This is a genomic window from Streptomyces sp. NPDC001068 (genome assembly GCF_042897315.1).
In the GTDB taxonomy this organism is placed as follows: domain Bacteria; phylum Actinomycetota; class Actinomycetes; order Streptomycetales; family Streptomycetaceae; genus Streptomyces.
Genome location: NZ_JBIAYD010000001.1, coordinates 1,208,313 through 1,228,691 on the forward strand (window position 1 = coordinate 1,208,313; position 20,379 = coordinate 1,228,691).

The window sequence follows — 20,379 nt, forward strand, 5'->3', positions numbered from 1 at the left end:
CGACGGCTCGACGGCTCAGTAGATGTCGTCGGGTTCCTCCGGATCAACGGCCTCCGTGCGATGTGCGTCGTACATGGTTCCCTCCCTTCTTCCGTACCGGTGACCGGTTCCGAGGAGGCCGCCGCACCGGCCGGCGAAGGCTCCCCTCCGTCCGCCGGGCGGTGCGGCGCCCCCCGGCATGAGCAAAACCGGGATGCCGGTGGCGGGACAGCCTGTTGCCCAAACCCCGGACGAGCCCCGACAGTGGTCGGACAAAGTCGGACAGGGAGCGGACCGTGCCGTGGGCCCGGACGCGGCCCGAAGGGGGACCGATGGCGAAGGGGCACGGCGAACGCCGGGGCGACGAGGAGTCCGATCCCACATCGATCGACTCGGCGTCCGACTTCGGCCGCCGGCTGACGGAGCTGCGATTACGGGCGGGACTCACCGTCCGTGAGGTGGCCCGCGCGGTCAGGATCGCGCCGAGCACCGCCGGCGACTACTTCTCGGGGCGCCATCTGCCGCCTGTGCGGGCGGCGAAACTCCTCAACGAGATCCTTCTCGCCTGCGGTGTCGACGATGCCGTCCTCTTGGCTCAGTGGCACGAGGCACTGGTGCGGCTGCGAATGGCTCCGGGGCGGCCGGTGGCGGGGGCGCCCGCCCCTTATCGTGGGCTACGGGCCTTCGAGGAGGAGCACGCGGAGTGGTTCTTCGGCCGGGACGGGCTGACGGCCACACTGATCGAGCGACTGAGCGGGCTGACCGGTTCCGGCAGCGGTCTGCTGGCCGTGGTGGGGCCCTCTGGATCCGGGAAGTCCTCCCTGCTGCGCGCCGGACTGGTGCCGGCCGTGCGGGGCGGCGCGCTGCGGGACACCGCCGGGACGGCGGAGGCCGTCCGCACGGTCGTCCTGATGACGCCGGGCCGTCACCCCGCCGACGAACTGGCCGAAGCCCTCAAGGGAGTTGACGCTCCTGCCCCGCTGATCGTGGTGGACCAGTTCGAGGCGCTGTTCACCGCGTGCCCACAGCAATCGGAACGTGCCCGCTTCGTGGAGTCGCTGGGGCGCACGCGCCCCGGTCTCGTCGTCATCGGGTTGCGTGCCGACTTCTACGCGCAGGCCCTCCAGTTCCCGCTGCTCGCCGCGGCTCTGCAGAACGAGCAACTGGTCGTGGGGCCCCTGACGCAGGACGAGATGCGCGAAGCGATCGTCGGTCCGGCCCGCAAAGCGGGCCTTGACGTCGAGAGCGGCCTGGTGGAACTGCTGCTGCGCGATCTCACTCCCCGTTCGTCGCCGGACGACGCCCAGCCCGGCCGGGCGGCGCACGGCCCCGGAGCCCTGCCTCTGCTGTCGCACGCCCTGCTCGCCACCTGGCAGAACGCCCCACACGGCCGTCTGACGGTCGCGGCCTACCACGGCAGCGGCGGCATCCAGGACGCCGTCGCCCGCACCGCGGAGACGGTGTTCGCGGAACTCTCGGAAATACAGCGGGACATCGCCCGGCTCATCTTCCTCAGGCTGGTGCACGTATCCGACGACGCCCTGGCCACGCGGCGTCGTGTGCAGCGCGCGGAGCTGCTGGACCCTGACGGGCCACACGCCGCCGAGCCGACCGCTGTCCTGGCCGCCTACGTCGAACAGCGGCTGATCACCGCCGACAACGACACGGTCGAGATATCCCACGAGTCGCTGCTCGTCGCATGGCCCCGATTACGGGAGTGGATCGTCGCGGACCGGGCCGGCCTGCGGGTCCACCGGCGACTGACCGAGGCCACGCTCCACTGGAAGGAGGCGGAGTACGACCCCGGTCTGCTGCTGCGCGGCACCACCCTCGCCCTGACCGGCGAATGGGCGGCCGACGCCGCCCACTCGGACGCGGTGAACACCGACGAACGTACCTTTCTGGACGCCTCGTTACGCCACCAGGACCAGGAACGCAGGGCGGCACGCAGCCGCACGCGGCGGCTGTACCAGGCGCTCGCCGCGGCGCTGGCCCTGCTGCTCGTCGCCTCCGGCCTGTACCTCTACGCGCAGCACCAGCGCGGCCGGGCCGACCAGGCCCGGGCCGAGGCGGAATCGCGCCAACTGGTCGCGGAAGCGGCCCGGATCGGCCGACACGATCCGGCGGTCAGCGCACAGCTGGCGCTGGCGGCGTACCGCACCGCACGCACTCAGGAAGCCCGTGCCGGCTTGATGGACTCCTCGGCGGCTCCCTCCGCGACACGGCTGACCGGCTTCACGGGGCTCGTCCAGTCGGTGGCCTCCGACGGCGCGAGGACCCTGCTGGCCGCCGGCTCGTCGGACGGGACCGTCCGCTTGTGGAGTACGGCGAACCGTACGCGGCCCCTGGCCCTGAGCAGCCTGCGCGTCTCCGCCGAACTGGCGGTGTTCGCGGTCGCGTTGAGCCCCGACGGCCGCACTCTCGTGGCAGGCGGCGGCGAGGGGCTGCTGCATCGCTGGAATGTCTCGGATCCGCGCCGTCCGCGCGCGCTGCCCGATCTCCCGGGCACCCCGGACACCACGGTCTACTCCCTGGCGTTCGCGGCCGACGGGCGTGGCCTGGCCGCCGCGGGCGCGGACCGTACCGTGCGCCTGTGGGCGAACGGGTCGGCGACGGGAACCGCGGGCGAGCCCGTGGTCTTCCGCGGCGGCGAGGACTTCCAGCAGTCGGTCGCGTTCAGCCCGGACGGCTCGCTGATCGCGGCCGCCGGACACGATGGGCACGCCCGGCTGTGGCGCACGCACGGCCCCGGGCGCACCGTTCCGCTCGCCACGCTGGGGGCGTTCGAAGGACCGGCACTCGGGGTGGCCTTCGGTCCTGACGGCCGGACCCTCGCGGTGTGCAGCCAGGACCGGACCACCCGTCTCTGGGATATCTCGGACCCCTCCCACCCGCGCTCCGCCCCCTCGCCCGCCGACAAGGCGGACAGCTGGGTGAACTCCGTGGCGTTCGACCCGGGTGGCGGAGTGCTCGCCATCGGGGGCAGCGACGACGCCGTCCGGCTCTGGGACCGCGCGGCCCGGTACGTCTCGGCCACTCTGCCCCATCCGGGAGCGGTGACATCGGTGGCGTGGCTCGACCGGCGGACGTTGGTGACCGGCTGTTCGGACGGTGTCCTGCGGCTGTGGTCCCTGCCCTCACCGGTGCTGACGTCCGCGCAGGGTGTCAACGCCCTCGCGTACAGCCCCGACAGCCGGTTGCTCGCCGTGGGCACGCTGGAGCTGCAACTGTGGGATCTCGCCCGGCACCGGCCCGTGGGCCGACCGTGGAATCCGGGCGCCGACACCTTCGTGCAGTCGGTGACGTTCTCCCCCCGGGGTCGCGTCCTCGCGGTCGGCTACAGCGACGGTCTCGTACGTCTGTTCTCCTATTCGCCCGCCGGGGCACTGACCCCTCGCGGCAGGCCGTTCCGGGTGGCGCACGGCGGCACGGTCGAGTCGCTGGCCTTCAACCGCACCGGTCAGGTCCTGGCCACCGGGGCCGACGACGCCAAGGTCCGCCTGTGGGACACCAGCCGACCGGATCGGGTACGGGCACTGGTCACGCTCACCGGAGCGACCGACGCGGTGCTTTCGGTGGCCTTCACCCCGGACGGGGGGTACATCGCGGCGGGCAGCATCGACCGTCGGGTGCGCGTGTGGGCGGTGTCCGGTGACACCACTGATCCGGTGGTCACCCTGCGCGGCCCCACCGGCTACGTGTGGTCGGTGGCCTTCAGTCCCGACGGTCGGACCCTGGCCGCAGGCAGTGCGGACCGCACCGTACGTCTGTGGGATGTCCATGATGTGCACCGGCCTGTACGCGTGGGCCCTGATCTGACCGGATTCACCAGTTATGTCTATTCGGTCGCCTTCACCCCTGACAGCCGTACCCTCGCCGCGGGCAGCACGGACTCGACCGTGTGGCTCTATGACGTGTCGAACCGGCGGACGCCCGATCTGAACGCCGTCCTCACCGCCGCCACCGGACACGTCTACGCCGTCGCCTTCAGCCCTGACGGAGGAACCCTCGCGGCCGGGGGCGAGGACCACACCGTCCGCCTCTGGGACACCGACGTGGACGCCATCGCCCGTCACCTGTGCAGCACCCAGGGCGATCCGCTCACCCCCGCCGAGTGGCGACGCTTCCTGCCCGCGGTCCCCGAGGTGAGCACCTGCCGGTGAGGCACGGAGGGGATCGCGGCGGACGCGAGCTGTCCGCCCGGCTCAGCGTTCCCCGGGGCGGCGGCGGAACAGTTCGTTGAGATCCGTCTGTGCGATCTGGTGTTCGGCGTAGGAGAACGTGCCCCGGTCCGCCAGTTCCCGCGCCGCGTCGAGGAGCTGCGCGTACATCGCCCGGGCGATGCTGCCGCCCACCGTGACCCGGCGTACCCCGAGGTCGCGCAGGGCGGCCAGGGACAGGGCGTTGCCGGTCAGGCCCATCACCACGTTCAGCGGGCCGTCGATCTCGCGGACCAGGGTGCCGATCGTCTCCGCGTCGGCCGCGCCCGGCACGAACGCGCAGTCCGCGCCGGCCGCCAGGTACGCGTTGGCCCGCCGGACGGCCTCGTCGAGCGGTCCCCCGGTCAGCAGCACGTCGGTGCGGCCGACCAGGACGAACGGCTCACCGGCGGTGTCGACGGTTTCCCGGGCGGCGCGGACGCGGTCCGCCGAGAGCCCGGGGTCGTGGAGCGGGCGGGAGCGGTCGCCGGTGAAGTCCTCGACGTTGCCGCCTGCGGCTCCGGCCGCGAGGGCCATCGAGATCGTCTCGGCGACGGTCTCGGGTGCCTCGCCGAACCCGTCCTCCAGGTCGGCGCTGACCGGGATCCGCACCTCGGCGGCGATCTCACCGATCCGGTCGATCATGGTCGTACGGTCCACCCGGTCGTCGTCCGCCGACGCGGTGTCGGCGTAGTCGTGGTCCGGGCGGCCCAGGGAGAAGGCCACCCCCGCGCTGGTGGTGGCCACGGCGGGGAAGCCGGCCGACTCCAGGACGCGGGCGCTTCCCGCGTCCCAGGCGTTGGGCAGCAGGAAGCAGCCTTCCCGGTGCAACTCGACGAAACGTGCGGCCCGTTCCCTGCGCTGAGTGTCCACGACGCCCAGTCTGTCAGCCGCCACTGACAACCCGTTCGAACCGCAGGGCGCGGCCGCCTTCCACGGCGCGTCCGTCCGCGCCGGGATCCGGGCGGAGGGGTCCGCGAGGGCCGGCCGACCGGCGGCGCGACCGGTGGCGCGGACCCTGCGGGGCCCCGGGACGGGCGGCGTACTGTCGTGCGCGTCTGCCGTCCGCCCTTGATCGACTCCCCAGGAGGAACGCCCCGTGACCTGCCGAGTCATCCTCATCGCCCCCGCGATCACGCCCTCGTTGCGACGGGCCCGTTTCGACGACGGTGACTCCATCGAGAACCCGGAGGCGGTGACGCTGTCGCTGCCCGCGGGCCGGGCGGTGAGCTCCCCCAGCGTGCGCTGCCGTGAGACGGCGGCCGCGCTGGGCCTGGACGCCTCGGCGGAGTCCGGCCCGGCGGGCCTGGACGCGGGCCGCTGGCGCGGCCGGACGCTGGAGGAGGTCACCGCCGCCGAACCGGAGGCGCTCGTCCGGTGGCTGTCCGACCCGGGGTCCGCCCCGCACGGGGGCGAGTCGGTGCGGGAGTTCTGCGCGCGGGTCACCGAGTGGCTGGAGACGACGGGGCGTACGGGCGGCCGCACGATCGCGGTGGTGGAGCCGGAGGTGGTCCGCGCGGTGGTGCTGCACGCGCTCGGGGCGCCCGAGTCGGCGTTCTGGCGCGTGGACGTCCCGCCGCTGGCGGCGACCGAGGTCACCGGCGGCCCGGGCCGCTGGAACCTCCGGCTCGGCCAGGCCGGCGGACGGGCGGCCGCGGTGCGGTAATCCGCTGGAGCGGCGGACCCCGCCCTGCCTAGGGTCGCGGCATGACCACCCGCACCTTCCGCGTCACCGTCCGCGGTGTCTTCGACGGCCTCAGCGCCGGGCAGCGCGCCGAACTCCTGTCCCGGGCCGCCGATCACGACGTGCTGCGCGCCGCCTTCACGCCCGAGGGCCATCTCAGCTACGACATCGCCGCACGGACCGCCTTCACCTTCCGTTTCCTGGACGCCGGGGAGGAGGAGGAGGACATCCTGGTGGCGGCAGAGCGCGCCGAGGAGGCGGCCAGGGCGTGGCTCGCCGAGCGCGGTTACGGCTACAAGAACCTTCGGTCCAAGGCGGAGGACCTCTCCCAGGCCCCCCTCGGCAAGCGGCAGCGCCGGGCGGCCGCGCAGCAGCGGGACTGACCCCGCGGAAGCGGCCACGGCGGCCTGAAGTCGTCGTGGTTCAGGTCACGTTGGGCTGTGGCGTGATTGTGGAGGCCAGGTGTCCGCGGGCGTGGCATGCTCAGGGCCACACCGAGTTACCGGTCGGTTCTACCCGTCGGTAGCCATTGTCGGTGTCTCTTCGTCACCCCCCACCCCCAGGACTGACCTTGCGCAGACGCACGAGGCTCGGGCATGCCCTGATGCCCGCCTTCGCCCTGACCACCCTCCTGCTCGCCGCGGGCTGCTCCGCGCCCCAGCACCGGAGCGCGGCAGCGGACGGCACCCCGACGACCACGCGGCTCTCCGACGACACCACCGCCGCCGCCCGGCCGGACGGCCACTCGCTCGCCGTCGCCGCCGCGCCCGCCGCGACCGCCACCGCGGCCGCCGGGCCGGCGGGTTCGGGGCGCCCGGCGCACCGCACCACGCTCACCGTCAGCTCGTACGACGGGAAGACCCGCCGGGCCGTCATATCCAGAACGGACAAGGGGAGTTCGGCGACTCCGACCCCCTCCGCCGGCACCCCGTCGGCGCCATCGGCATCCGCCGGCACCGGGCGGACCACCGTCGGCGACGTGATCGCCAGCGCCCCGGCGCCCGGTGCCCCGGACGGACTGCTCGCCAAGGTCACCAAGGTGATCGGCGAGACCGCCGAGGGCACCGAGGTGCAGACCGAGCCCGCCACCCTCGACGCCCTGCTCGGCGACGACACGGCCAAGGGCACCGTGCCGGTCGCGCCGGACGCCTTCGACGTGGAAAAGCTGCTCCCCGACGTCAAGGTGTCCTGGGCCGGGTCGGGCGATGCGCGCGTCGGCCCCAAGGGGGCCACCGTGCCGCTCGGCAGCCTCCGGCTGGACGTCAGCGCCGACATCCCGGCCCCCGCGGGCACGCCGGCCTCGGCCACGGCGTCGGTGTCCGGCTTCGTCCAGGTCGCCCCGCGGGTGGACTTCGCCTACGGCGGCGCGGGCACCGGCAGCGCGCCCGGCTCCGCCTACCTGGGTGTGTCCGGCGACTGGAACTCGGGCTGGGCGGTCAAGGGCCGGGCCGCCGCGGCCACGGCCACCCCGCTGCGCATCCCCTTCGCCAAGCTGCACGCCGACCCCGTCCTCCAGGTCGGCCCGGTCCCCGTCGTGGTCAACCTCGACCTGACCTGCTACCTCCAGGTCACCGGCGACGGCCGGATCACCGTCGACGTCGAGCAGAACCTCGAGGGCGACTTCAAGGCGGGCGCCACCTTCGGCACGGCCCAGGGCTGGACGCCGGTGAGCGGCTCCGACATGACGAGCACGCCGGTGCGCACCTCCGTGACCACCGCCGGCAGCGTCAGGACCGCGCTGGGCGCCGAGGCCTCGGTCGGCCTCTACGGTGCCGTGGGCGTCACCGCCGACCTGGCCCCCTATCTGCGCGGCGAGGCCTCCGGCACGGTCACCGCGTCCTCCGCCACCCCGGGTGCGGACGCGCAGGGCGTCTGGAACCTGTACGGCGGTGTCGACCTTTCCGGCGCCCTGCGCCTCCAGCTGTCGGTCTTCGGTACGCCGGTGGTGCGGCGGAGCATCCCGCTGGGCACCCTGCACCGCGAGTGGAAGCTGGCGGGCGGCAGGCTCTGAGCCCGGCTCAGGCCTCGCCGCCCGCTCTCCAGCCCTGGCGGCGCAGCTCGGCGGAGACGTCCGGCGCGCGGTAGTGCTCGCCCTTCAGCACCTTGCCGTCCTCCCGGCGGGCGACCTGTCCGCCGGGCCCCAGCTTGGTCATGTTGGACCGGTGGATCTCGGCGATCACCGCGTCGAGGTCGATGCCGTGCACCAGCGCGGTGCCGTACGCGACGTACACCAGGTCCGCGAGTTCGTGCGCGAGCCGGTCGAGGGGCCCGGTCACGGCCACCTCGGCGACCTCGGCGGCCTCCTCGGCGAGCAGCTCTCCGCGGTGCGCCGCCAGCTCGGGGGACACCTCCGTCGGCGTGGTGCGGGCGTCCAGGCCGAAGGCGTGGTGGAACTCCCGGACGAGGCGGGCGGGCGAGGCGCCGGTGGAGCTGGTCATGGGGACGACTTTAGCGACCGCCACCGACACTCCCGCGCCGCCGCCGTCCCCCGGCCCTGGTCAGGAACGGGCGACGGCTGGCAGGATCGCGCGCATGCCAAAGGTGTTCCCCCGGGTCGGCAGGCGCCGCGTTGTCCAGGGCGCGGCCGCGACCGTCGTCGCGCTCGGCCTGCTGATGTGGTGGCTGCTGCCGCTGGGGGAGGCTCCGCCGACCGGGACGATCACCTTCAGCACGGGGACGCTGCGCGGGGTCTACCAGGAGTACGGCGAGCGGCTGCGGACCGAGCTGAGCCATGACATGCCGGGGCTGAAGGTGAACCTGGTCCAGAGCGCGGGGTCGTACGAGAACGTCCAGCGCGTGGCGACCGGCCGGGCGGACTTCACCATCGCGGCGGCGGACGCGGTGGAGACGTACAAGCTGCACGGCGGCCGGAACGCCGATCGGATGCGCGGGGTGGCACGGCTCTACGACGACTACGTACAGCTGGTCGTGGCACGCGACTCCGGGATCACGAGCGTCACGCAGCTGCGGCACAAGCGGGTGGCGATAGGGCTTCCCGACTCGGGTGTGCGGCTGATCGCCGGCCGGGTGCTCAGGGCCGCCGGGATCGACCCCGCCAAGGACATCACGCCGATCGCCGACGGCATCGACACCGGCCCCGACCGGCTGCGGCGGGGAAGGATCGACGCGTTCTTCTGGTCGGGCGGACTGCCGACCAAGGGTCTGCTGGACCTCGCGGGGAAGTTCGGGTTCAGGTTCGTGCCGATAGACAGCGCCCTCGTCGGCAAGCTGCACTCCGAGAGCGAGGCGGCGCACTACTACCGTGCGACCAACATGCCCGAGTCGGCGTACCCGTCGGTGCAGCGGGGAACGACGGTGGCCACGATCGCGGTCTCCAATCTCCTCATGACCCGTGAGGACATGGACCCACGCCTCACCGAGTGGGTGACCCGCACGGTCATCAAGAGCCGGGACGACATCGGCGCGCACGTCCACTCGGCCCAGCTGGTGGACCTGCGCACCGCGATCTACACGGATCCGCTGCCGCTGCAGGAGGGCGCGCGACGGTACTACCGCTCGGTGAAACCCTGAGGGCGCGCACCAGGCGCACCCCGGTCACACCGACCTCACCTGCTGCGCGGCACCGAAACGGTCACCCGCAGTCCCCGCGGCTCGTGGTGCTCGTACGACAGCGAACCGCCACCCGCCGCGAGCAGCGCCCGGGTGATCGACAGGCCCAGCCCCGAACCCTTCACGTTCTGATGGCGGCCGCTCCGCCAGAACCGGTCCCCGACGCGGGCGATCTCGTCGTCGGTCAGTCCGGGTCCGGTGTCGGTGACGACGACCGTCGACACCTCGCCGTCGGCCCCGACGCCCACCTCCACGGAGCCTCCCTCCGGCGTGAACTTCACCGCGTTGTCGATCACCGCGTCCAGCGCGCTGGACAGCGTGACCGGGTCGGCCCATCCGGTGGTCGCCGGGCACCGCCCGCTGAGCCGGACCCCCTTCGCCGCCGCTGACGGCGCCCACGCCGCCACCCGCTCCGCCGCGAGCCGCCCGATGTCCGTCAGCATCAGATCCGCCTCGGCGTGTTCGGCCAGCGCCAGGTCGAGCAGGTCGTCCAGCACGTGCGCGAGCCGCTTGCCCTCGGTGCGGACCGAGGCGATCTCCTCGTTTCCCTCGGGGAGTTCGAGGGCGAGCAGCTCGATGCGGAGCAGCAGCGCGGCCAGCGGGTTGCGCAGCTGGTGGGAGGCGTCGGCGACGAACGCCCGTTGCTGTTCCAGCACGTCCTCGACGTTGTCCGCCATCTCGTTGAACGCCAGGGCCAGCCTTCGGAGTTCCGGCGGACCGCCGGCCGCCGCGACCCGCGACTTGAGCCGGCCGCTGGCGATCTCGTGGGTGGTGGCGTCGAGCACCCGCACCGGTCGCAGCACCCACCCGGTCAGCCGCAGTGCCGCTCCGACGGCGAGCAGCATCGCGGCGCTCTCGCCGGCGCCGATGAACAGCCAGCCGCGCAGGGTCCGTGACCGCATCGGACCGGTGGGCGAGTCGGTCACCACCACGGCCACGACGTCACCGTCGCGGATCACCGGCGAGGCCACGACCAGCCGGCTGCGCTGCCAGGGCCACACCTGCTGCGGATCGTGGCTGCGCCGGCTGAGCAGTGCCTCGTCGTAGGCGGCGCGTACCTCGCCCGTCTTCGGCAGCACCCAGTCGTCGGGCGCGTTGGCCATGGAGGACGCGTTGCGGTAGAAGACACCGGCGCGGATGCCGTACACGTCGTAGTAGCTGATGAGTTCGCGGTGCAGGGTCTCCTGCCGGTCGTCCGTGCGGACGGGACGCGAGGAGGTGGGCGTGCCGTCGACGAACTGGGCGAGGGCCGCGAACCGCGCGGTGTCGTCGATGCGGTCCACGACGACCTTCTGCTGCTGTGCGGCGGCCACGCTGACGGCGAGGGGGAAGCCGAGCGCGAGCAGGACGGCCGCCATCAGGACGATGAGCAGCGGCAGCAGGCGGGTGCGCACCCGGGCCCGCTAGGCGGCCGGGGCGACGAGCCGGTACCCCACGCCGCGGACCGTCTCGATGAGCGCGGGCATGCGCAGCTTCGCGCGCAGCGAGGCGACGTGCACCTCCAGGGTGCGTCCGGTCCCCTCCCAGCTGGTGCGCCAGACCTCGCTGATGATCTGCTCCCGGCGGAAGACCACGCCGGGCCGCTGGGCGAGCAGGGCCAGCAGGTCGAACTCCTTGCGGGTGAGCTGGACGGTCTTGCCGTCGACGCTGACCTGGCGGGTGGGCAGTTCGATGTGGACGGAGCCGAGCCGCAGCGCGTCCTCGCCGCCGGCCGCGTCGTCCTCGTGGTGGGTGCGCCGGCTGACCGCGTGGATCCTGGCGAGCAGTTCCCCGGTGTCGTACGGCTTCACCACGTAGTCGTCGGCGCCCAGGTTGAGGCCGTGGATGCGGGAGCGGACGTCCGCGCGGGCGGTGACCATGATCACCGGCGTGCTGGTGCGCTTGCGGATCTTGCCGCAGACCTCGTAGCCGTCCTGGTCGGGCAGGCCGAGGTCGAGCAGGACGACGTCGTAACAGGCGCCCTCCGGTACGAGCGCCTGGAGGGCCTCCTCGCCGCTGCGGGCGTGGGTGACGGAGAACCCGTGTCTGGCGAGGACCGCGGAGAGCGCGGCGGCGACGTGGTTGTCGTCCTCCACGAGCAGCAGTCTCATCCCGGCCCCCTCCGGTTCAACGGTCGTTTCGTCCTGGTTCGTTCTCGGTTCGCCTGCGGAAAACCCGCGCCTTGTACACATCGCGTGCGCGCGCGTGCACGATGGCAGTCACGCTGATGGACGACAACGGCGTCAAGTGGGTTCCGGCGGCGCGCGGGTTCCGTTATCCGGCCGATACGCGCACAGTCACAGGCGCTACGACACGTGTCCGAATGCTATCGGATCGTGATGCTCAGATCTCCCTCAGATGTGATGACGATGATCATGCGGGCTCATTACATTCCTCCGAAACCGAGGAGGACGGAGCCCGATAGCGATGACCGAAGTATCGGTGGCCACGGAGGACGTGGCCGCGACCGGCGAACTGGTCGTCCTGAAGAGCGTCAACAAGCACTTCGGCGCGTTGCACGTGCTCCAGGACATCGACCTCACGATCGCCCGCGGCGAGGTCGTCGTGGTGATCGGGCCCTCCGGGTCCGGCAAGTCGACCCTGTGCCGCACCGTCAACCGTCTGGAGACCATCGACTCCGGCTCGATCACGATCGACGGCAAGCCGCTGCCCCAGGAGGGCAGGGAGCTGGCCCGGCTGCGCGCCGACGTCGGCATGGTCTTCCAGTCCTTCAATCTCTTCGCGCACAAGACGGTGCTCGAGAACGTGATGCTCGGTCAGGTGAAGGTCCGCAAGGCGGACAAGAAGCAGGCCGAGGAGAAGGCCCGCGCCCTGCTCGACCGGGTGGGCGTGGGCACCCAGGCCGACAAGTACCCCGCCCAGCTCTCCGGCGGCCAGCAGCAGCGCGTGGCGATCGCGCGGGCGCTGGCCATGGACCCGAAGGTCATGCTCTTCGACGAGCCGACCTCGGCCCTCGACCCCGAGATGATCAACGAGGTCCTGGAGGTCATGCAGCAGCTGGCCCGGGACGGCATGACGATGATCGTCGTCACCCACGAGATGGGCTTCGCGCGCTCGGCCGCGAACCGGGTGGTCTTCATGGCGGACGGCCGGATCGTCGAAGAGGCCACGCCCGACCAGTTCTTCAGCAACCCGCGCAGCGACCGGGCCAAGGACTTCCTGTCGAAGATCCTGCACCACTGAGTCCCGGCAGGGCCCGCTTCCTTTTCACAGTCGTCTTCACCGAACGAGGGATGTTCATCATGCAGCTCCGCAAGGTCACCGCCGTCTCGGCCGCCGTGCTCGCGCTCGCCCTGTCCGCCACGGCGTGCGGCGGCAGCGACAAGGACGACGACAGCAAGGGTTCCGGCGGCGGCAAGATCAAGGTCGGCATCAAGTACGACCAGCCCGGTCTCGGCCTCCAGGAGCCGGACGGCTCCTTCTCGGGCTTCGACGTGGACGTGGCCACCTACGTCGCCGGACAGCTCGGTTACAAGCCGGACCAGATCGAGTTCGTGCAGACCAAGAGCGCCGACCGCGAGAACGCCCTCGCGCGCGGTGACGTGAAGTTCATCGCGGCCACCTACTCGATCACCGACGAGCGCAAGCAGAAGGTGGACTTCGCCGGCCCGTACCTGCTGGCCCACCAGGACCTGCTGGTCAAGAAGGACTCGACGATCGCCAAGGGCGACGACCTCAACGGCAAGAACCTCTGCTCGGTGACCGGTTCGACCTCGGCGCAGAACATCCAGAAGACGATCGCCCCGAAGGCCAACCTCAAGGAGGTCAGCACCTACTCGGAGTGCATCGCCGGCCTGCAGAGCGGCTCCGTCGACGCCGTGACCACGGACGACTCGATCCTCGCGGGCTTCGCCGCCCAGGACAAGTACAAGGGCCAGTTCAAGCTCGCGGGCCTCAAGCTGAGCAACGAGAACTACGGCGTCGGCGTCAAGAAGGGTGACTCCGCCACCCTCGACAAGATCAACAAGGCACTGGAGAAGATGGTCTCCGACGGCTCCTGGCAGAAGGCTGTCGACGCCAACTTCGGCCCGGCCGAGTACAAGAACGAGCCCGCCCCGAAGATCGGCACGATCGTCAAGTAAGGCGCGGTTCCGCGCGCCCCGCGGAGCTCCGCCGACGCGGGGATCCGGCAGGTCGCACGGTTCCTCGGGCGCGCCGCCGCCACCGCTTCCCCAGGCGGCGGCGCGCCATGCCCTCCACCTACGCCACACACCCGGAAGCGCGGGAGATCGTGTTCGACTTTCTTCAAGGCTACGACGTCCTAGGGGCGTTCTGGACGACGGTGAAACTGACCGTCTTCTCCGCCGTGGGCTCCCTGGTCTGGGGCACCCTGCTGGCCGCGATGCGGGTCAGCCCGGTCCCTCTGATGCGCGGGTTCGGCACGGCCTACGTCAACATCGTCCGGAACATCCCCCTGACCGTCATCATCATCTTCACGTCGCTCGGTCTCGCCGACATCTTCGGCGTCACCCTGGGCGCCCACGACTTCAAGGTCCAGGGCTTCCGGCTGGCCGTGCTCGGGCTCGTCGCCTACACCGCGGCCTTCGTCTGCGAGGCGATCCGCTCCGGCATCAACACGGTGCCGGTCGGACAGGCCGAGGCGGCCCGCGCGATCGGCCTGAACTTCTCCCAGACGCTGCGGCTGATCGTGCTGCCGCAGGCCTTCCGCGCGGTGATCGGCCCGCTGGCCAACGTCCTGATCGCGCTGACCAAGAACACCACCGTGGCCGCCGCGATCAGCGTCGCGGAGGCCGCCGCCCTGATGAAGACGATGATCGAGAACGAGGCGCAGACGGTCGCCATCGGCGCGGTCTTCGCCTTCGGTTTCGTGGTCCTGACCCTCCCGACCGGCCTGTTCCTCGGCTGGCTCGCCAAGCGCCTGGCGGTGAAGCGATGAGCTCGGTCCTGTACGACGCCCCCGGGCCCCGCGCCAAACGGCGCAACGTCCTGCTCTCCGTCGTCTTCGTCCTGCTGCTCGCCCTCCTGCTGTGGCGGGTCTGGCAGCGGATGGACGACAAGGGCCAGCTCAAGTGGGCCCTGTGGCAGCCGTTCACCACCTCCGAGGCGTGGACCACGTATCTGCTCCCGGGCCTCGGCAACACCCTCAAGGCCGCGGCCCTCGCCATGGTCATCGCCCTGCCGCTGGGCGCGTTCTTCGGCATAGCCCGGATGTCCGACCACGCGTGGATACGCGTCCCGGCCGGCGCCGTCGTGGAGTTCTTCCGCGCGATCCCGGTCCTGCTGCTCATGCTGTTCGCGATGGAGTTCTACGTCCGCTCCACCGGCGTCGCCAGCGAGGACCGGCCGCTGTACGCGGTCGTCACCGGTCTGGTGCTCTACAACGCCTCGGTGCTCGCCGAGGTCGTGCGGGCCGGGGTACTGGCCCTGCCGAAGGGGCAGACGGAGGCGGCCTACGCGATCGGGCTGCGCAAGGGGCAGACCATGACCGGCATCCTGTTGCCGCAGGCGGTCACCGTGATGCTGCCCGCCATCGTCAGCCAGCTCGTGGTGATCGTGAAGGACACCGCGCTGGGCGGGGTGATGCTCCAGTTCACCGACCTGCTCAACGCGCGCGGCACGCTCGCCGCCAACTACGCGAACGTGATTCCCAGCTTCATCGTCGTGGCGATCATCTTCATCCTGCTGAACCTGGCCCTCACCACGTTCGCCTCCTGGCTGGAGCGCCGGCTGCGGCGCAGCAAGCGCGGCACGGGCGCGGTCCTGGGGGCCGAGGACGTCGTCGAGCTGAACGCCGCGGAGATCCGCGGCACCTACGCCACGGGCGCGGGCGGAGCCAACGCCTGACACACGGTCAACCCGGGGCACGCCCACCGAGGCAGCGGTCGTATGATCGCTGCCTCGGCCGTTTTCCGGTCCCCCGCACGGCCCGCGCGCCCGCCATGCTGACGTGTCCCCGGGTGCGCCGCTTGACCGGGTGGCGCCCAGTCTGTTGCATACGTTCTGTGATCGTGCACCCTGCTCCAACAACCTGTTCATCCGTCTCCGTCGGGACTCGCGTACGGGCAGGGGGCGCCGCGCCGTGGACCCGGTGATCATCGTGGGAGCGGGGCCCGTCGGGCTCACGCTGGCCCTGGCACTGGCCCGCCAGGACGTGCCGTCCGTCGTCCTGGACGAGGGTCCGGGCAAGGACGAGCCGAGGCCGTCGCGCACGGTGGTGCTGCGCGAGGACACCGCCGCCCTGCTGACCCGGCTGTCCGGCGTCCCGCTGGACGAGCTGGGCACCCGCTGGACCGGCTGGCGGTCGATGCGCCGCAAGCAGGTGATGCGGGAGGTCGCCTTCGACGACGCCGGCGAACCGTCCCCCCTGCACATCGCCCAGCACGTGCTCACCCACGCGCTGCGCTCCGCGATCGCCGACCAGCCGCTGGTCAGGGTCGCCACGGACAGCAGGCTGGACACCGTGGAACAGGAACGCTCCGGCGTCACCGCGCACACCCGCGGCCCCAAGGGCACCTGGTGGCGCGGCAGTTACCTGGTCGGCTGCGACGGCCCCCGCTCGACCGTCCGCAAGCTCCTGGACATCCGCTTCCCGGGCCGTACGGCGGTGGAGCGGCACGCGGTCGCCGCGCTGCGCACGGAACTTCCCTGGCCCGGTCACGCGTTGCTCCATCGGAACCCGCCGTGGCGGATGTCCGGGCCCGCGGCCGCGGAGGTGACCGCCCGCCCCCTTCCGGACGGCGCGTGGCGCCTGGACTGGCTGCTCCCGCCCGGCAAGGACCTCGTCACCCCCGAGCTGCTGGTGAACCGGATCCGCGAGACCCTGGCGGGCTGGACGGACGGCACCACCCCGCCGTACGACCTGCTCGACACCGGAGTGCACACCGTCCACCACCGTCTCGCCCGCCGGTGGCGGGTGGGCCGGGTGTTCGTCGCCGGGGACGCGGCGCATCTGCTCGGCGCGTTGGGCACGCACGGGCTGGAGGAGGGCCTGCGGGACGTGGACAACCTCGCCTGGAAACTGGCCCCGGCCTGGCACCACGGCCCGCACGAGGCACTGCTGGACAGCTACCAGACCGAACGGCGGGCGGTGGTCGCCGCCCGGCTGCGCGCCGCCGACCAGGCGCTGCCGGTGCTCCGCGGCGGTGGCGGGCTGCGCCAGATGGTGCCCGGCACGGCCCGGGGCCACGACGCGCTCCACACCGACGGTCACCTGGGACACGGCCCGCTCGGTGCGCCGGGGACGTACGCCGACTCGCCGCTCGCGCCCCGGCACCTGGAGCACGAGATCCCGGTCGACACCCCGCCCGGGGCACCGGTCACCGATGTCCGGGTCACCGCGGAGGACGGCACCTTCGTACAGCTGCGCTCACGGCTCGGCCGCGGCGCGCTGCTGGTCGTCCTCATCGCGCCCGGCACGGGGGTGTGGGACCGCAAGCACTGGGTCTCCGCCGGGGTGATGCCCCGGCTCGCCGCGGCCGTGACCGCGCTGCCGCACCCCGCCGAACTGCTGGTCGCCGAGGCCTACCCGGGCGCACCGGCGCACTCCGTGCTGCTCGTGCGCCCCGACGGCCATCTGGTCACCGCCTTCAACGGGGTCCGCCCGGCCGATCTGTACGCGGCGGCCGAGACGACGCTGGGCGGCAAGGACCCCGAGAAGACCGGGTCGGAGACGGAGACGGAGGCGGAGGCACGGGCCGGATCGGCCGCGCGGTGAGCGCGCGGTCCACATTCTGACGGTGAGTTGACCCGCCCGGACCGGCGTGGTGTACTCCGCAACGTGAACGACACCACTGTGCGCCTGTGGCGGAAGGTCCATGTCGACCTGGTCCGCTATGCGGGCTGCGTGTGTCTTCCGTCCTGCTGAATTCGCTTCCTCTCCCCCTTCTCCGGGCGCCGTCGGCGCCCTCTTCGGCGAATCCTCATCAGGAACGGTGCACGTGTCTGCCTCTCTCTCCACCCCTTCCTCGCCCGCTTCCGCGCCCGGCGCCGCGCCCACCCAGGCGGACCTCCTCGACTTCGTCCGGCGTACGGCCGCCGACACCGAGCTGATCTCCTCGCTCCCGCTCGACCCGGAGGGCCGCACCTGGGTACGGCTCGACGGCCCCGGCGGCAGCGAGGCCTGGCTGATCGGCTGGCCGCCCGGCTCCGGCACCGGCTGGCACGACCACGCCGAGTCGGTGGGCGCGTTCCTCGCCGCCGCCGGTGAGCTGCGGGAGAACTCGCTCGCCACCCGGCTGCCCACCGACGGCTGGAAGACCCTGGAACTCTCCGAGGACGTCGACCGGGAGCGCCGGCTGCCCGCCGGAAAGGGCCGCTCCTTCGGACGCGACCACGTCCACGAGGTGCTCAACGAGTCCACCGAGCGCCATGCGATCTCCGTCCACGCCTACTACCCGCCGCTGCCGCGGATCCGCCGCTACAGCCGCACCGGACAGGTGCTGCGCCTCGAGCAGGTCGAGATCCCGGAGGACTGGCAGTGAGCGGCACCGGACAACACCCCGTGGGCATCGACGCGTTGCTGGAGCAGGTGCGGGCCGGCTACCGGCGCGTGGCGGCGCACGAGGCGTACGAGGCGGCGCGGACCGGAGAGGCCCTGCTGGTCGACATCCGGTACGCGGCGCTGCGCGAGCGGGACGGAGTGATCCCGGGCGCCCTGGTCGTGGAACGCAACGAACTGGAGTGGCGGCTGGACCCCCAGGGCAGTCACAAGGCTCCCGAGGCCACCGGCCACGACCTCCGGGTCGTCGTGATCTGCAACGAGGGGTACGCCTCCAGTCTGGCCGCGGCCTCGCTGCACCAGTTGGGCCTGCATCGGGCGACGGACCTGGTCGGCGGCTTCCAGGCCTGGAAGGCGGCGGGACTGCCGGTCACACCCGCGGCCTAGCCGCGGGTCCCGCCGACCGTCAGAAGTCCCCGCTCTGGTCCCCGCTCTCCAGGAAGTCCGTGTCCTCGCCCTCTTCCTCCAGAGCTCGCCTGACGACCCTGAGGGCCATGCCCTCGGGGTACCCCTTGCGGGCGAGCATGCCGGCGAGGCGGCGGAGGCGTCTGTCCCGGTCAAGCCCCCGGGTGGAGCGGAGCTTCCGGGCGACGAGTTCGCGGGCCGTCTCCTCCTCCTGGTCGGAGTCGAGCCGGCCGACGGCCTCGTCGATGAGCGTCGAGTCCACGCCCTTGATCCGCAGTTCCTGTGCGAGCGCGCGCCGGGCCAGCCCACGGCCGTGGTGCCGGGACTCCACCCAGGCGTCCGCGAACGCGCTGTCGTTGATCAGTCCGACCTCCTCGAACCGCGACAGCACCTCCTCGGCGACCTCGTCGGGGATCTCCCGCTTGCGCAGGGCGTCCGCCAGCTGTTTCCGCGTGCGGGGGGTCCCGGTGAGCAGGCGCAGACAGATCGCCCGCGCCCGCTCGGCCGGGTCCGCCGGAGACTCCCCCTGCTCGGCCCTCGACAAGGAGGAGGAACCCCCGTCCTCACCCGACGGCTCACCGGAGCCACGTCGGCGGCGTGACCCGGGCCGCCGGGCGCCACGGCCGGGCGGGCCGTCGTCCTCGTACGAGCCGTCACGCCCGTACGAGCCGTCGTTCCCCCGTGTCGAGCCCCCGTCCCGGCGCCGGCGTGCCACCGGGTGTCCCCCGCTGTCGCCCCCGTGTCCCTCGCCGCCCGCGCCGTAGGCCTGGTGGGTCGCGGAACCGTCCCCGGTGCCCCTCCCCCGTGGGGCACCGGGGGACGTGTACTCGTGATCGGCCCAGTCGGTTCGTCGTGTCACGGCGTCAGCTCTTGGCGGTGGCGGCCTTGGGCTTGGTGACCTTGGCGGCGGCCGGCGCGGGCACCGTCTTGGCCGCGTCGTCCGTGGCCGCGGTGGCGACCGCCGCGTCCGCGCCCGGCTCGGCGGCGGGCTGCTCCGGGCGGACACCGACGCCCAGCTTCTCCTTGATCTTCTTCTCGATCTCGTTGGCGAGGTCGGGGTTGTCCTTGAGGAAGTTGCGGGCGTTCTCCTTGCCCTGGCCGAGCTGGTCGCCCTCGTACGTGTACCAGGCGCCGGCCTTGCGGACGAAGCCGTTCTCCACGCCCATGTCGATCAGGCCGCCCTCGCGGCTGATGCCCTGGCCGTAGAGGATGTCGAACTCGGCCTGCTTGAAGGGCGGGGCCACCTTGTTCTTGACGACCTTGACGCGAGTGCGGTTGCCGACCGCGTCCGTGCCGTCCTTCAGGGTCTCGATGCGGCGGATGTCGAGCCGCACCGAGGCGTAGAACTTCAGCGCGCGGCCACCGGTCGTGGTCTCCGGGGAGCCGAACATCACGCCGATCTTCTCGCGGAGCTGGTTGATGAAGATCGCGGTGGTCTTGGACTGGTTGAGCGCGCTGGTGATCTTCCGCAGCGCCTGGCTCATCAGGCGGGCCTGCAGGCCGACGTGGCTGTCGCCCATCTCGCCCTCGATCTCCGCACGCGGGACGAGCGCGGCGACGGAGTCGATGACGATGAGGTCGAGGGCGCCGGAGCGGACCAGCATGTCCACGATCTCCAGGGCCTGCTCGCCGTTGTCGGGCTGGGAGAGGATCAGGTTGTCGATGTCGACGCCGAGCTTCTGCGCGTACTCGGGGTCGAGGGCGTGCTCCGCGTCCACGAACGCGACCTGACCGCCCGCCTTCTGCGCGTTGGCCACGGCGTGCAGGGTCAGGGTCGTCTTGCCGGAGGACTCCGGCCCGTAGATCTCCACGACCCGGCCGCGCGGCAGACCGCCGACGCCGAGGGCGACGTCGAGCGCGGTCGACCCGGTCGAGATGACCTCGATGGGCTCCTTCGTCCGGTCACCCATGCGCATGACCGCGCCCTTGCCGAACTGCCGTTCAATCTGTGCGAGAGCGGCTTCCAGAGCCTTCTCGCGGTCGGTACCTGCCATGGGTTCCACCCGGTTTGCTTGAGTCGATCGCTTCACGTCAAAGACGCTAACGCCTGCCACTGACAATGCGCCCCGACGCCGGTCTGGCCT

The 20,379-nt window shown here is 72.0% G+C and carries 19 protein-coding genes; 13 read left to right on the plus strand and 6 right to left on the minus strand.

Going from position 1 to position 20,379, the window contains the following annotated elements; genetic code table 11:
- The first annotated feature begins 311 nt into the window (after window positions 1–311).
- A complete protein-coding gene (locus tag ACFY3I_RS05140; RefSeq protein WP_390859362.1) occupies window positions 312–4,142 on the plus strand; it encodes a helix-turn-helix domain-containing protein in 3,831 nt (1,276 codons plus the stop codon).
- Between the two features lie 42 nt (window positions 4,143–4,184).
- Here the strand turns inward: ACFY3I_RS05140 and ACFY3I_RS05145 are convergent, their stop codons facing one another.
- A complete protein-coding gene (locus ACFY3I_RS05145; protein ID WP_390859363.1) occupies window positions 4,185–5,051 on the minus strand; it encodes an isocitrate lyase/phosphoenolpyruvate mutase family protein in 867 nt (288 codons plus the stop codon).
- Window positions 5,052–5,277: 226 nt separating this feature from the next.
- Here ACFY3I_RS05145 and ACFY3I_RS05150 point away from each other — a divergent pair, with 226 nt between their 5' ends.
- The 3 genes from ACFY3I_RS05150 (at window position 5,278) to ACFY3I_RS05160 (ending at window position 7,873) form a co-directional block, all read left to right on the plus strand.
- Complete coding sequence (locus ACFY3I_RS05150) at window positions 5,278–5,844, plus strand: histidine phosphatase family protein (RefSeq protein ID WP_390859364.1); 567 nt, start codon at window positions 5,278–5,280, stop codon at window positions 5,842–5,844.
- A 41-nt stretch (window positions 5,845–5,885) separates the two neighbouring features.
- Window positions 5,886–6,245, plus strand: a complete 360-nt coding sequence (locus ACFY3I_RS05155) for a DUF6204 family protein (protein ID WP_390859365.1) — start codon at window positions 5,886–5,888, stop codon at window positions 6,243–6,245.
- A gap of 221 nt (window positions 6,246–6,466) precedes the next feature.
- Window positions 6,467–7,873: a hypothetical protein gene (locus tag ACFY3I_RS05160; protein ID WP_390859433.1), complete on the plus strand. Its 1,407-nt coding sequence runs from the start codon at window positions 6,467–6,469 to the stop codon at window positions 7,871–7,873.
- 7 nt (window positions 7,874–7,880) lie between these two features.
- On the opposite strand, the gene ACFY3I_RS05165 is transcribed toward ACFY3I_RS05160, so the two are convergent.
- A complete protein-coding gene (locus ACFY3I_RS05165) occupies window positions 7,881–8,300 on the minus strand; it encodes a MazG nucleotide pyrophosphohydrolase domain-containing protein (protein ID WP_390859366.1) in 420 nt (139 codons plus the stop codon).
- Window positions 8,301–8,394: 94 nt separating this feature from the next.
- Between ACFY3I_RS05165 and ACFY3I_RS05170 the strand changes: the two genes are divergently transcribed.
- A complete protein-coding gene (locus tag ACFY3I_RS05170) occupies window positions 8,395–9,393 on the plus strand; it encodes a TAXI family TRAP transporter solute-binding subunit (protein ID WP_390859367.1) in 999 nt (332 codons plus the stop codon).
- Between the two features lie 35 nt (window positions 9,394–9,428).
- Here the strand turns inward: ACFY3I_RS05170 and ACFY3I_RS05175 are convergent, their stop codons facing one another.
- On the minus strand, window positions 9,429–10,826 hold the full coding sequence (locus tag ACFY3I_RS05175) for an ATP-binding protein (protein ID WP_390859368.1): 1,398 nt from the start codon (window positions 10,824–10,826) through the stop codon (window positions 9,429–9,431).
- Between the two features lie 9 nt (window positions 10,827–10,835).
- A complete protein-coding gene (locus ACFY3I_RS05180; RefSeq protein WP_365288603.1) occupies window positions 10,836–11,522 on the minus strand; it encodes a response regulator transcription factor in 687 nt (228 codons plus the stop codon).
- Between the two features lie 316 nt (window positions 11,523–11,838).
- Between ACFY3I_RS05180 and ACFY3I_RS05185 the strand changes: the two genes are divergently transcribed.
- From ACFY3I_RS05185 to ACFY3I_RS05220, 8 genes are all read left to right on the plus strand, one after another.
- On the plus strand, window positions 11,839–12,615 hold the full coding sequence (locus tag ACFY3I_RS05185) for an amino acid ABC transporter ATP-binding protein (protein WP_365288600.1): 777 nt from the start codon (window positions 11,839–11,841) through the stop codon (window positions 12,613–12,615).
- Between the two features lie 59 nt (window positions 12,616–12,674).
- The gene (locus ACFY3I_RS05190; protein WP_390859369.1) at window positions 12,675–13,514 is read left to right on the plus strand and encodes a glutamate ABC transporter substrate-binding protein; all 840 of its coding nucleotides are present in this window, start codon (window positions 12,675–12,677) and stop codon (window positions 13,512–13,514) included.
- Window positions 13,515–13,663: 149 nt separating this feature from the next.
- On the plus strand, window positions 13,664–14,329 hold the full coding sequence (locus tag ACFY3I_RS05195; protein ID WP_351326667.1) for an amino acid ABC transporter permease: 666 nt from the start codon (window positions 13,664–13,666) through the stop codon (window positions 14,327–14,329).
- Window positions 14,326–15,237 (plus strand): amino acid ABC transporter permease, encoded by a 912-nt coding sequence (locus ACFY3I_RS05200; protein WP_390859370.1) that lies wholly within the window; start codon window positions 14,326–14,328, stop codon window positions 15,235–15,237. Before ACFY3I_RS05195 ends, ACFY3I_RS05200 begins: the two co-directional genes overlap by 4 nt.
- A 235-nt stretch (window positions 15,238–15,472) precedes the next feature.
- Complete coding sequence (locus tag ACFY3I_RS05205; RefSeq protein ID WP_390859371.1) at window positions 15,473–17,107, plus strand: FAD-dependent monooxygenase; 1,635 nt, start codon at window positions 15,473–15,475, stop codon at window positions 17,105–17,107.
- 78 nt (window positions 17,108–17,185) lie between these two features.
- Window positions 17,186–17,257, plus strand: a complete 72-nt coding sequence (locus ACFY3I_RS05210) for a putative leader peptide (protein WP_311737274.1) — start codon at window positions 17,186–17,188, stop codon at window positions 17,255–17,257.
- A gap of 73 nt (window positions 17,258–17,330) precedes the next feature.
- Window positions 17,331–17,873, plus strand: a complete 543-nt coding sequence (locus ACFY3I_RS05215) for a cysteine dioxygenase (protein ID WP_390859372.1) — start codon at window positions 17,331–17,333, stop codon at window positions 17,871–17,873.
- A complete protein-coding gene (locus ACFY3I_RS05220) occupies window positions 17,870–18,277 on the plus strand; it encodes a rhodanese-like domain-containing protein (RefSeq protein ID WP_390859373.1) in 408 nt (135 codons plus the stop codon). The genes ACFY3I_RS05215 and ACFY3I_RS05220 overlap by 4 nt, the downstream gene beginning before the upstream one ends.
- Before the next feature lie 19 nt (window positions 18,278–18,296).
- On the opposite strand, the gene recX is transcribed toward ACFY3I_RS05220, so the two are convergent.
- Window positions 18,297–19,154, minus strand: coding sequence for a recombination regulator RecX (gene recX, locus ACFY3I_RS05225; protein ID WP_390859374.1), 858 nt, complete (start codon window positions 19,152–19,154; stop codon window positions 18,297–18,299).
- A 4-nt stretch (window positions 19,155–19,158) separates the two neighbouring features.
- Window positions 19,159–20,289 carry a recombinase RecA gene (gene recA / locus ACFY3I_RS05230; RefSeq protein WP_365288584.1) on the minus strand — a complete coding sequence of 377 codons (1,131 nt, stop codon included), beginning with the start codon at window positions 20,287–20,289 and terminating at the stop codon, window positions 19,159–19,161.
- Between the last annotated feature and the right edge of the window lie 90 nt (window positions 20,290–20,379).

Coding starts and splice junctions, on each gene's coding strand:
- ACFY3I_RS05140 (WP_390859362.1), top strand. CDS start 312: ATGGCGAAGGGGCACGGCGAACGCCGGGGCGACGAGGAGTCCGATCCC.
- ACFY3I_RS05155 (WP_390859365.1), top strand. CDS start 5,886: ATGACCACCCGCACCTTCCGCGTCACCGTCCGCGGTGTCTTCGACGGC.
- ACFY3I_RS05160 (WP_390859433.1), top strand. CDS start 6,467: ATGCCCGCCTTCGCCCTGACCACCCTCCTGCTCGCCGCGGGCTGCTCC.
- ACFY3I_RS05165 (WP_390859366.1), bottom strand. CDS start 8,300: ATGACCAGCTCCACCGGCGCCTCGCCCGCCCGCCTCGTCCGGGAGTTC.
- ACFY3I_RS05170 (WP_390859367.1), top strand. CDS start 8,395: ATGCCAAAGGTGTTCCCCCGGGTCGGCAGGCGCCGCGTTGTCCAGGGC.
- ACFY3I_RS05180 (WP_365288603.1), bottom strand. CDS start 11,522: ATGAGACTGCTGCTCGTGGAGGACGACAACCACGTCGCCGCCGCGCTC.
- ACFY3I_RS05185 (WP_365288600.1), top strand. CDS start 11,839: ATGACCGAAGTATCGGTGGCCACGGAGGACGTGGCCGCGACCGGCGAA.
- ACFY3I_RS05190 (WP_390859369.1), top strand. CDS start 12,675: ATGCAGCTCCGCAAGGTCACCGCCGTCTCGGCCGCCGTGCTCGCGCTC.
- ACFY3I_RS05200 (WP_390859370.1), top strand. CDS start 14,326: ATGAGCTCGGTCCTGTACGACGCCCCCGGGCCCCGCGCCAAACGGCGC.
- recA (WP_365288584.1), bottom strand. CDS start 20,289: ATGGCAGGTACCGACCGCGAGAAGGCTCTGGAAGCCGCTCTCGCACAG.